Origin of the sequence: Mesorhizobium sp. M7A.F.Ca.CA.001.10.2.1 (assembly GCF_003998575.1) — a bacterium.
GTDB lineage: Bacteria > Pseudomonadota > Alphaproteobacteria > Rhizobiales > Rhizobiaceae > Mesorhizobium.
This window is the reverse complement of sequence record NZ_RZQY01000120.1, coordinates 1-11,942: the sequence shown is the minus strand read 5'-3', so window position 1 is coordinate 11,942 and position 11,942 is coordinate 1. Positions and strand designations below refer to the sequence as shown.

5 protein-coding genes, 1 tRNA gene and 2 pseudogenes are annotated in these 11,942 nt (G+C 62.9%); 6 read left to right on the top strand and 2 right to left on the bottom strand.

All coding sequences use genetic code 11. From position 1 onward, the window contains the following. Nucleotides 1-1,216, bottom strand: a 1,216-nt coding sequence (locus EN964_RS10875; RefSeq protein WP_127276351.1) for an AsmA family protein, incomplete at its 3' end; no start/stop codon positions are given. A 273-nt stretch (nt 1,217-1,489) separates the two neighbouring features. Between EN964_RS10875 and EN964_RS10870 the strand changes: the two genes are divergently transcribed. Next, the gene (locus EN964_RS10870) at nt 1,490-3,448 is read left to right on the top strand and encodes an acetoacetate--CoA ligase (protein WP_127270180.1); all 1,959 of its coding nucleotides are present in this window, start codon (nt 1,490-1,492) and stop codon (nt 3,446-3,448) included. 327 nt (nt 3,449-3,775) lie between these two features. Here EN964_RS10870 and EN964_RS10865 read toward each other — a convergent pair whose 3' ends face one another. Further along, complete coding sequence (locus EN964_RS10865) at nt 3,776-7,537, bottom strand: PAS domain S-box protein (RefSeq protein WP_127276350.1); 3,762 nt, start codon at nt 7,535-7,537, stop codon at nt 3,776-3,778. 248 nt (nt 7,538-7,785) lie between these two features. Between EN964_RS10865 and EN964_RS10860 the strand changes: the two genes are divergently transcribed. The 5 genes and pseudogenes from EN964_RS10860 to EN964_RS10840 form a co-directional block, all read left to right on the top strand. Further along, nucleotides 7,786-8,244 (top strand): phasin, encoded by a 459-nt coding sequence (locus EN964_RS10860; RefSeq protein WP_127270189.1) that lies wholly within the window; start codon nt 7,786-7,788, stop codon nt 8,242-8,244. A 369-nt stretch (nt 8,245-8,613) separates the two neighbouring features. Then, a tRNA-His gene (locus tag EN964_RS10855) sits at nt 8,614-8,690 on the top strand. A 131-nt stretch (nt 8,691-8,821) separates the two neighbouring features. After that, nucleotides 8,822-9,661, top strand: a pseudogene (locus EN964_RS10850) (NAD(P)(+) transhydrogenase (Re/Si-specific) subunit beta); the annotation flags it as partial. Nucleotides 9,662-9,859: 198 nt separating this feature from the next. Further along, nucleotides 9,860-10,396: pseudogene (locus tag EN964_RS39380) on the top strand (ATP-binding cassette domain-containing protein); the annotation flags it as partial. Nucleotides 10,397-10,522: 126 nt separating this feature from the next. Continuing rightward, nucleotides 10,523-11,942 (top strand): sugar ABC transporter ATP-binding protein (locus tag EN964_RS10840; protein WP_164775778.1); only part of this gene is annotated, 1,420 nt, incomplete at its 3' end.

Here is an 11,942-nt window from a genome sequence, read left to right as displayed (position 1 = left end):
GACCATCCTTGACCTGGGCCGTGGCGGCGACATCGGCGAGCTGGATAGGTCCCGCCGTGGCGTGGGCTGCCGACAGCCTCAGATCGAGATTGATCTTGTCGGCGAAACTTGTGTCGATTTCGCCGGGTCCCGCCCCTCCGGTCGGCACCAGCGGGGTGAAGGCTGACAGAAACGATCTGAGGTCGAGCGTGTCGAAGGCGAGCGTGCCGGAGATCACAGGTTGTGCTTCGCCAAGCGAGAGGTCCAGTGCACCCATCCCCGGATTGTTGTCGAGTGCAATTGCCGTGTTGTCGAACTTGACGCGCCCGCCGGTCGCGGTGATCTTGCTCGAAATGCTGACCGAGCCGATCGCTGCACCCGGAGCGATGCCGGCCTGCGACCATTCCAGGACACGCCGCAGCGAGGGTGCCGAGAACTTCGCCTGACCGTCGAAATAGGTATTTTCAGACATGCTGGCCGTGCCGTCGAACGAGAAGGTGGCGGGCGCCGCCTTAAAGGACAGCGTCAGCGGCGCCGTGCCGCCGGCAAACAGCACAAGCGGTCTGGCCGAGGCGACGTCCAGCGCGACGCTTTCGCCCCGCCAGATCCCTGTTGCCGACAGCGTCGCATTGCTGTTCATCGCCGCCCAATTCGCCTGACCGTTTAAACTGCTCAGGATCTCGACGTCCTTGCCGCCGATGGACGCTACCATTCGGCCGTCGCGAAACTCGACCGTGCCGAAGGTGTCGGTAGGCAGCTTGTCGAGGTCCGGCTTGGCGGGGTCGGCATTGACCACGCCGCGCGCCGTGTCGATGGAACGCGTGATGCGCCCGCCGGTGGGGACAGCGGGCAGGAAAAGGCCGGCAGGCGTGCGCTGGACCCGGATCGTCGGCCGCACCAGCCGCGCCGTCGAAAACACCACGTCGCCGCGCAGCGCCGCCATGGCGGAAAGGTCGACCTCGACCCGTTCTGCCTCGACCACAGGCGGCGCCTCGGTGTCGGTCCATTGTGAAAGCGTCACATCGGTCAGGATTGCCCGGAATGTCGGCCAGACCTCGATGCGCGGCGAACCGTCGATGGCGACCCGGAAGCCGCTCCACGCGCTCATTTCCCAGGCGATGCGGTCGCGCACGATACGGGTGGAGGCAATCAGCGGCAGGGCGGCAACGACCAGCGCGACGACGATCACGGCAGCGCCGATCGCCCATATTCCGCGCCGGATCATAGATGATGGCATATGGCCCCGTATGCTTCCATTCCGACAAATCGCCCGGCGGGTGTAACCCCGATCGTCACCACGACCCCGGTCGTCACCACGACCCCCAGTCATGACCACGACTTCCGGCCGCCACCACGACTTCAAGTTGTCACTACGACTTAGGGCTGAGGCATTTCAAGTCTTTATGGCCCGGCGATGGCATTTGCGCACATCTGGTCGCATCAGCCGAACAAAATCTTGCTCTGCTGCGCTGCGATATGCATAAGCGATGGCGACCGTGGAGGAACGATCATGGCTGCCGGACAACCGCTCTGGACCCCGACGCAAGACCAGATTGACGCAGCACCCTTGACCGCCTTCACCAAGGCCGCCGGAGTGAAAGCCGGCGTAGCGTTTTCCTCGTATTCGCAGCTTCATGCCTGGTCGGTCGAGGACCGTGAGGGGTTCTGGAGCCTGATCTGGGATTTCTGCGGCATCGTCGGCGACAGGGGCGATAACCTGCTCGTCGACGGCGACAAGATGCCCGGCGCTTCTTTCTTTCCCGATGCGACACTGAATTTCGCTGAGAATCTGCTGAAGAAGACCGGCTCAGGCGACGCAATCGTGTTTCGCGGCGAAGACAAGGTCGAGCGCCGGCTGTCCTGGAACGCGTTGCACGCGCTGACCTCGCGGCTGCAGCAGCTTTTCCTGTCGCTCAAGGTGAAGAAGGGCGACCGCATTGCCGCCATGATGCCCAACATGCCGGAGACCGTCGCCGCCATGCTGGCCGCGGCCTCGATCGGTGCCGTCTGGTCGTCTTGCTCTCCCGACTTCGGCGAGCAGGGCGTGCTCGACAGGTTCGGCCAGATCGAGCCCGTCGTCTTCATCGCGCCGGATGGCTATTGGTACAATGGCAAGGCGATCGAAGTCGCCGACAAGATCGCCGCGGTCGCGGCCAAGCTCGGCACTGTCCGCAAGATTCTGGTCGTCGATTATCTCGGCACATCGACTGATGTCGCCGGGACCATCGACAAGGCGGTAGCGCTGGAAGAGGCGCTGTCGCCCTTCGTCGGCAAGCCCGTTGCCTTCGAGCCGCTGCCGTTTTCGCATCCGCTCTACATCCTGTTTTCGTCGGGAACGACCGGCATTCCCAAATGCATCGTCCATTCGGCCGGCGGCACGCTGATCCAGCATGTCAAGGAACACCGGCTGCATGCTGGTCTCACCGATGGCGACCGCTTCTTCTACTTCACCACCTGCGGCTGGATGATGTGGAACTGGCTGGTGTCGGGGCTCGCTTCGGGGGCCACGTTGCTGCTCTATGACGGTTCGCCCTTCTACCCCGACGGCAGTGTGCTGTTCGATTTCGCCGATGCCGAGAAGATGACGTTCCTCGGCACCTCGGCCAAGTTCATCGATTCCGTGCGCAAGGCTGGCCTCAAGCCGATCCGCACGCATGATCTGGCCACTGTGCGGGCAATCTCCTCCACCGGCTCGCCGCTATCGCCGGAAGATTTCCGCTTCGTTTATGACGGCATCAAGAAGGACGTGCATCTGGCTTCGGTCTCCGGCGGCACCGACATCGTCTCCTGCTTCGTGCTCGGCGTGCCGACGCAGCCTGTCTGGACCGGCGAGATCCAGGGACCCGGCCTTGGCCTTGCGGTCGATGTCTGGGACGATGACGGCAGGCCGGTCCGGCAGGAGAAGGGCGAGTTGGTCTGCACCAAGGCTTTTCCGGCGATGCCGATCGGCTTTTGGAATGACCCCGAGGGCAAGAAGTACCGGGCGGCCTATTTCGAGCGCTTCGACAATGTCTGGTGTCACGGCGATTTCGCCGAATGGACCGCGCATGGCGGCCTGATCATCCATGGCCGCTCCGACGCCACGCTCAACCCGGGCGGCGTGCGCATCGGCACGGCGGAGATCTACAACCAGGTCGAACAGATGCCGGAGATTCTGGAAGCGCTGTGCATCGGCCAGGACTTCGACAACGACGTGCGCGTCGTACTGTTCGTGCGCCTGGCCGCCGGCGCGCAGCTCGACGAGAATCTGGAAAAACGCATACGCGCTAAGATCCGCAGTGGCGCCAGTCCCCGCCATGTCCCGGCCAGGATCGTTGCCGTGTCGGATATTCCCCGCACCAAGTCGGGCAAGATCACCGAGCTTGCTGTGCGCGACGTGGTGCACGGCCGCGCCATCAAGAACAAGGAAGCGCTCGCCAACCCGGAAGCGCTCGACCTGTTCAAGAACCTGCCACAGCTGGCCGAGTGACCGCCAATGGATGTCGCTCCAGAGGAGCCACTGTTGGAGGCAACGAGATGGGTGAAAAAGGCCTTTCCAGCATGGTTAACGAAATATCACGCTAGAATTTACCTAGATTTCATGAGTGGTACACATTCGTAAATTTTCCGGAGCCCCGGTAAGGAGTTGTTAAGGTCCGGCGTCGATAGTCGCAGGTAACTTGAGGGAGAAATCCCGTTCCTCAGCCCCGAGGATCCGAATTCGCTCAAGCCCCCGTTGTGACAGCAATCCCATCTCTTAAGGCGTCCTTTGGGCGCCTTTTCTTTTTATCGGGACCGAACCGCGGAGAGGGCTGACCTATTCCGCGAGCACACGGGTCGACGGAAAAGCGACCTCGACCAGAGTGCCTTCGCCCGGTGTCGAATTGATGGTGAACCGGGCACGGTTGGCTTCCACCATCGCTTTGGTCAACGGCAGTCCAAGCCCGGTCCCGTCGCCGCGTCCGCGCTTCAGCGCGTTGATCTGCTTGAACGGCTTCAGCGCCTGCTCGATCTCGGCATGGCTCATGCCGATGCCGGTGTCGCGCACCCGCATGACGACGTCGCCCGAGGTCTCATAGGCGGTCGAGACGATCACCTGGCCGCCGGCCTGAGTGTAACGGATGGCATTCGACAGGATGTTGAGCGCGATCTGGCGCACGCTGCGCAGGTCGGCCACCACTTCCGGCAGCCGCGAAGCGAAGCTGGAGCGGATGATGACCCGTTCGCGGTTGGCCTGCGGCTGCATCATCGCCACCGTCTCGGCCAGCGTGTCGTTGAGCGACACCGCCTCATAGGCCATCTCCTGCTGGCCAGCCTCGATCTTGGAGATGTCGAGCAGGTCGTTGACCAGGTCGAGCACATGATTGCCCGAGCGGTTGATATCGCGCAGATAGTCGCGGTAGCGGTCGTTGGCGACAGGTCCGAACTTCTCGTCGACCATCAATTCCGAAAAACCGATGATGGCATTGAGCGGGGTGCGGATCTCGTGGCTGATGCGGGCCAGGAAATCGGTCTTCTGCGAGGACGCGCGCTCGGCCACCGCACGTGCCTGCGTCAAGTCCTCTTCGGCCCGCTTCCACTGCGTGATGTCGCGAACGACGGCGCAGAAGCCGCTGTCGTTGGGCAGCCGGCCGATGGTCATGAACAGCGGAATGAAGCGTCCTTGCGACTCGCGCCCGATCACCTCGCGGCCGTCGTTCATGACACTCGCCACGCCGGGTTCGGACAGTCCGTTGAGATAGTCGCGCGCCGCGCGCTGGCTTTCGATCGCAAACAGCGAGGCGAACGGCTTGCCGGTCACATCGTCGCTGTCGAAGCCGAACAGCGCTTCCGCAGGCCGGCTAATCGATCGGATGGTGCCGTCACGGCCGATCAACACGACGCCGTCGGTGGCGGTGTCGATAATGGTGCGCATCTCGGCGATGCGCGCCTTGAGTTCGGAAATATCCGGCTGCGTCTGCTCGTCGCCAACCACATGCAGGCTCGCCGGCGCATCATCCTCGCCGGAGCGTCGCACGACCAGCATCAGCGCCTTGCCGTCGCGCCAGGGGACCGAGCGCAAAATGGCCTCGATCGGGAATTCCTGTCCGTCACGCGTTTTCAGCCGCAGCGCGCGATCGGTGCCGTCGGAAACGCCGTCGTCGGCATAGGGGTCGGCAAACAACGCGCCGAGGCCGCCGGCATCCGCCAGATCGTCAAGCGCCTCGTAACCCGTCAGGCTGAGGAATTCCTCATTCGCATAGTGCAACCGGTCCCCGGAATGGATGAGCAGCGGCACGGGCAGCTTGCCGAGCAGCGACGTGTCCGGAGCCTTGTGTTCATCTCCGGCGGAAAACGCCGACGGCACGAACCCTTCGGCCTTGAGCGGCGGAACCTGCAGGCGAGGGCGCTCGAGGGGTATTTCCGCAGAGACGCCTGCGGTTTCCTCGCCAACCGTCTGCTCGTCGGGCGACGCGGCTTCCTCGTCGGGCTGCGCCCAATCCTCATTGTCTTCGGCATCGCGAAAATCCGCCGACGTCATGCTGTCGTCATCGAGGCCATCATGTGTCGCGTCAGTGGATTCAGGCTCTTCGCCGGGCGAAACGGCAGCTGTGTTCTCTGGTTCCGCCGCCACGGGGCCACGTTCGTCATCTTGGCCGGCATAGTCGAGCAACGAGCCCGTCACATTCACCCCCGAGCGGGCGTCACGAGGGGCTTCGTCCGCGTGACCGTCAAGCCGTGCCAGATCCCGGTCGTCTTCGGCATCGACATCGGATGCCTCGACCGGTTCGTTCTCTGGCCCTGACGCAGGGATGCCGTCGGTGCGCATCGGGTCGTCCGACGCATTGACCGGAGCCTCGGTCTCCTCTGCCGATGCCTCCACAGTCTCGGTCTCTGGCGGCCCGACCGGAGCGCTATCCTTCTTCAGCCGCTCGCCGATTTCGCGGAACGCGCTGCGTTCCAGGGTCGACAGGCCCTTGTCGTTGGCAGGCTGGCGATGTTCGGCGAGCCGGATCACCTTATCGGCAAAGCGCCGCTCCTGTTTCGGCACGATGGTCAACGCCGGCACCTCGCCCTTGAACGGATCCGATGCCTGCGTGTCCTCGGTCTTGGGCTCTTCGGCGTTCGGCTGTTCGGGCGCGGGTTGGATGACTTGCGGTTCCGGCGTTGCCGGCGCCTGGCTATTGGGCACCAGCGCCATGCCGATGGCCTCCGGATCGACGACCGCGTCGCTGGCGCGGGCGACGCCGAAGCCGCGGAAACCCTCGAAGGCGCGGCTGCGGCCATAGACAGGCAGCGCCGCCAGGTCGACCGGTATCTTCAGATCGGTGCCGACGACCGGCCACAGCACGGAGCGCCCGGACCAGGTATCGCGCCGTTCGAGGAGCCCTGATATCTCGCCGGAGGGGTCGAGGCCGAATGTAGCGGCGACATCCCGGAAGCGGCGGCCGATCACGTCGGCCGCCGGCTTGCCGACGATGTCGGCGAATTCCGGCGACAGCGCGCTGAACTTGCCTTCGGCATCGGTGCGCCAGACGAAGCGCACCGGCGCCGCGGCGCGGTCTATCGCCGAGACGGTCGTCGGCGTGGCCGTGGACTGGACTTCCAGGGCGGCCGGCTCTTGAGGCGCTTCAGGTCCGGACGCGGCAGGTCGCGGCGCCTGTTGCCCTCCGTCCTCGCCGGCGTTGAAGTACCAATGGTCGTGCTGCGCGGGCATGCGCTCTGCTGCCGGCTGATCGCTGTTAGCCGCCGTCGGCGCCTGCCCGATCGCATCGGCGATCTCATGCTGCGATGCGGCGATGTCGCCGGCCGGCTGCGAGGCGCTCGGTTCGTCGGTCGGTGCCTCGCGGCCCTGTTCCGGCTGGGAAGCCGCGTCGCCAGCAGGTGCCGTCTCGGCAATGGTTTGCGTAGGATGTTCGCCCGCAGGGGCTGTGTCGTCGAGCTGGTCCTCGTCGATCACCACCAGCAGATGCCGCTCCTCGGTCAATCTTGCCAGCCCTGCCGGGTAGGAGGCCGTGCCGCCGGGGACAAGGCGCTTGACGATGCGGTCGCTCTCGGCTGCGACGTCGGCAACCAGTGCCGCCAGCGTCTCCGGCAGGATGCCCAGTGCCGAAAATCCTTCCGAGGCCGCCTCGACGTTGCCCCCGGCATCGACAAAGGCGATGAAATGACCATCCTCGGTGAGGCCGCTAATGGCGCGCGCGGCGATTTCGCCGGCACTGCGTGACCCGGTCTGAGCCGCCGGCACTGCCAGCATGATCGCCTTTTCGGCGTCCGGCATGGTCACCGCACTGGCCAGGAAGCCGACGGCGCGGCTGGTCATGCCGGTCGCCAGCCGCACCATGATGGCGCGGTCACTGCCAATCTCGGGAAATCCGCTGGTCGCCATGATCTGGCGCCTGGCGATCACGGGCAACTGCGCCGAGGCGCCGATGATCGCCTCGATGTCGGGATAACCGAACATCGCGGCTCCTGGCCCGTTGGCCCAGATCACCTGCTCCAGATCCGCCGACAGGATCGCGATCGCGTCGCCTGCCGCAAAGCGCTGGCGGACCGCGTCGAGCACGGCGACATCGAGGAAGGAATATTCGGACGGCATGCGCTTGGCGGACCTCACGGAGCGGCGATTTTGCAGTTAACGCTTTGTTAATAAAAGCCGGAGGCGCGAAGGTCCACAAGCCAGAACGTGCAAAGGCTGGAATCTGGGCTCTTGGTTAACGGCCCAAAAGAAATTTATGGTGCACTGCAACAAAGATATTGCAACGCACAAAATTTGCCTTTATATTGCCATCATACAGGAACGAGACGGCTTTCTGTCAAAGCCGCTGCCGCTGAAAAGGATGGAAAATGTCCAGGACCAAGACCGCCGAGACGATCGAAAACGTTGAATTCCCGAGCTTCGACGCTTCCAAGGCCACCGACCAGATGCGCGCCTTCGCCGAAAAGGGCGTTGAGCAGTCGAAAGAGGCCTATGCCAAGCTGAAGACCGGCGCCGAGGAGACCCAGAAGGCTCTGGAGTCGACCTACGAGAACGCCAAGACCGTTTCCAACGACCTGTCGCTCAAGACCATCTCCGCTTTGCGTGCCAATGCCGAGGCCGGCTTTTCCCACCTCGAAGCCCTGATCGGCGCCAAGTCGCTGTCGGAAGTCGTCGAGCTGCAGACCGCCTTCCTGCGCAAGCGCGTCGAATCGACCGTCGAGCAGGCCAAGGACTTCCAGGCCGTTGCCTCCAAGGCGGCCGAGGACGTCTCCAAGCCGATCAAGACCGCCTTCGAGAAGGCGATGAAGGAAATCAAGGTTGCCTAACATTTGCGCATGATCTGAAGATGCAACAAAAGGTCGCATTTTCTTAAAAACGATCAGGTGTATGATAGCAGCCATCAAGGAATACCCGGTGAGTGGAACCTCCTCCCTCTGCTCCCCGGGTGACCAGCCAGCACCTCCTCCCGCTGGCTCGTAACAGGAAAAGGCCGGCACCTCCTCCCGCCGGCCTTTTTCTTTGTCCGTCGCCCGGCCCTTGCCTGCGCCTTCTTGCTGGGCAAATGCCGCGTCGATGTGGGGAAGTGACCTTTGCTTTCCAAAAGCCTTGAATTAGAATCCATAAGCCCGTAAGGACGCATCGCCGAACGACAGAGCGGGCGGATGAGTTTCTGTTTCGATCCGCTCAGGCAACGTGCCGTTGTAGCTCAGATGGTTAGAGCGCCGGATTGTGGATCCGGAGGTCGCTGGTTCGATCCCAGCCAACGGTACCATCGACTTTCCTCGCTAAGCTATTGAATTTACTATAGAAGTTTCGACAGCTAGTGATTAGCCTTGCGGCTATTTCCGATTTTGTGATACCTAATGTGTTTCTTATTGTGATACAAATAGGCTGGTCACCACCGAGTCCAAACTGGTCTTCTGGTTGATCGTTGCGGCCTCGCTGGTGCTCGGCATCCTGCTGATCATCCCGATCGGCGGCGCCGACATGCCGGTCGTCGTCTCGATGCTCAACTCCTATTCGGGCTGGGCGGCGGCCGCACTCGGCTTCACGCTCGGCAATCTGGCGCTGATCATCACCGGTGCACTGGTCGGCTCGTCCGGCGCGATCCTGTCTTACATCATGTGCAAGGGCATGAACCGAAGCTTCATCTCGGTCATTCTCGGCGGCTTCGGCGGCGAGACGGCAGCGGCCGCCGATGACGGCATCGAACGCACGGTCAAGCAGGGTTCCGCCGACGATGCCGCCTACCTGATGATGAACGCCCAGAAAGTCATCATCGTGCCGGGCTACGGCATGGCGGTTGCCCAGGCGCAGCATGCGCTGCGCGAAATGGCCGACAAGCTCAAGGCCAATGGCGTCGACGTCAAATATGCCATCCACCCGGTCGCCGGCCGCATGCCCGGCCACATGAACGTGCTGCTCGCCGAAGCCAATGTGCCCTATGACGAGGTGTTCGAACTCGAGGACATCAACTCCGAATTCGCGCAGGCCGATGTCGCCTATGTCATCGGCGCCAACGACGTCACCAACCCGTCCGCGCGCGACGACAAGTCGTCGCCGATCTACGGCATGCCGATCCTCGACGTCGACAAGGCCCGCACCTGCCTGTTCGTTAAGCGCTCGCTCGGCTCCGGCTATGCCGGCATCGACAACACGCTGTTCTACAAGGACGGCACCATGATGCTGCTCGGCGATGCCAAGAAGATGACTGAAGAGATCGTCAAGGCGATGGATCACTGATGGGATCAGGGCTGGGACACGCCTCATTGTGTACCCGGATTATCTTGCTGTTTTGCTTCGAGACGAATTCTCAATTCAGATGGCCACCATCAGCGAATGTCGGTGTCGGTGGTTGCGCCTCCAGGTCCGCCCGGCGCCTAAGGCTTCTCGGTGCTGCGCTAGGTCAACTCGTGGCGCAAAGGAGAGGCGAGGGGCGGAGACAACGTGTTGTCGGTGCGCGATCTTGCCGTGCCACCGAAGCTTTCAGGTGTCTCGTTCGATCCCGAGGCGAGGCGAGGTGCTGGGTTTCGCCGGCCTGCTCGGCTCGGGCCGCACCGAACTGCTGGGGGCGATCGGTGGGGTCGATACGGTGCGTGCCGGTACGGTCTTGCTCGATCAAAAGAACATCACCAGTGCCTCGTATGGCGAGAGAGTCAAAAGCGGAATCGGGATGAGCCTGAAAGTCGCAAGGAGGATGGCATCTTGCCGCTACTCGGCGTTGACGAGAACACCGTCGCCACCGACTTCTCGAGAGTGGCGGTGAACGGCGTGATCTCGGCATCACGCATGGCAGACGCGGCGGGCGATATCATTCGTCGTATCGGCATCAAGACGGCGCGGATCGACACGCCGGTCGGCACATTGTCGGGCGGCAACCAGCAGAAAGTGGTGATTGGGCGCTGGGTCTATGCCGGCAGCCGAATTCTGTTGCTCGATGAGCCGACCCGCGGTGTCGATGTCGAAGCGAAGTCGCAAACTATGCCGTCGAGCGAGATGCGGCCGCCAAATACCCGGTTGACAACGAATATCGGTTTATGAAAGGGTGAGAACGTTCTCAGAGAACGTTCTCACTGCAGTTGCGACCTTACCTTGGGAGGAGGGATGAGCACCGACGAGACCCCTCTAGCCGTTCGCATCGCCAAGATTGCGAAGTCTTACGGACCGACAGTCGCGCTCGATTCCGTTTCCATTGACCTGCGTCCGGGTGAAGTCCATGCACTGCTGGGCGAGAACGGCGCCGGCAAGTCGACGCTTGTCAAGATCCTCAGCGGCGTGGTGAAGCCGGACAGCGGATCGCTGTCGATCTTTGGCGCGCCCTATGCGCCGCACGACATCGTCGGTGCGCGGGCGCAGGGCGTGGCGACGGCCTTCCAGGAACTCAGCCTGCTGCCCAACCTCAGCATCGCCGAGAATCTGATGCTGCCGAAAATGCCCAGGGGCATGCTCGGTCTCGCGTCGCATCGCACGGCGATAGCCTCCGCTCGAAAGACGCTTAAGGATTATGGTTTGGCGTATTTCGATCCTGACACGCCCGTGGGTGTGCTCTCGCTGTCGGACCGTCAGCGGCTCGAAATCGTCCGTGCTTTCACCCACGCTTCGAAATTATTGATCCTCGACGAGCCGACGGCCGCGCTGGCCGACGTCGAATGGCTGTTCGAGCTGGTGCGGCGGCAAAAATCCTTGCAGACCGCAATCCTTTATATTTCCCATCGCCTCGGGGAAGTACGCAGCTTGTGCTCGCGTGCCACTATACTGCGCAACGGCCGCAGCATCGGCACCGTCGAGCTTTCGGGCGCCTCGGACGAGAACATCTTCGAGATGATGGTCGGCCGCAGCGCGCGTGAAACGGTCAACACATTGCCCGTAGCAGGTGATGCCGCGCCCATCGCGCTGAGCGTCAAAGGCCTTTCGGGCGGCATCCTGAACGAGGTGTCGTTCAATGTCAGGCAGGGCGAGATCGTCGGCATCGCCGCGCTTGAAGGTCAAGGGCAGCGCGACCTGTTCAGGACACTGGTCGGCCTTGCCAAGGCGAAGGGCGGAAGCATCGAGATCGACGGCGTGCGCGCTCATATCGGCAGCCCAGGCGACGCGCTCTATTTTGGCAACGGCCTTGCCTACCTGCCTGAGGATCGCAAATCGGAAGGTATCCTCGGCGGCCTTACCACGGCCAGCAACATGGTGCTGCCGATCATTTCCCGCATTGCGCAGGGCGGCATCGTCTGGCCCGCCGGCGAGCGTCGCGCCGCGAGGAAAACCGCCGCGGCGGTCGACCTTCAGGAGCGCTACCTGCATTTCAAGATCGACGAGCTTTCGGGTGGCAACCAGCAGAAGGCGCTTCTGGCGCGCGTCATGATGACCGGCGCGCGCACCTTGCTGCTCTTCGATCCCACGCGCGGGGTCGATGTCGGCACCAAGCAGTCGATCTACGAGGCGATTCGCAAATTCGCCGCCGACGGCGGCTCGGTGCTCTTCTATTCATCCGAACTGCCGGAACTCGTCCATCTCGCGCATCGCTGTATCG

Bases quoted from the DNA above. Each gene is read 5' to 3' on its own strand.
- EN964_RS10860 (WP_127270189.1), top strand. From the start codon at position 7,786: ATGTCCAGGACCAAGACCGCCGAGACGATCGAAAACGTTGAATTCCCG.
- EN964_RS10870 (WP_127270180.1), top strand. From the start codon at position 1,490: ATGGCTGCCGGACAACCGCTCTGGACCCCGACGCAAGACCAGATTGAC.
- EN964_RS10865 (WP_127276350.1), bottom strand. From the start codon at position 7,537: ATGCCGTCCGAATATTCCTTCCTCGATGTCGCCGTGCTCGACGCGGTC.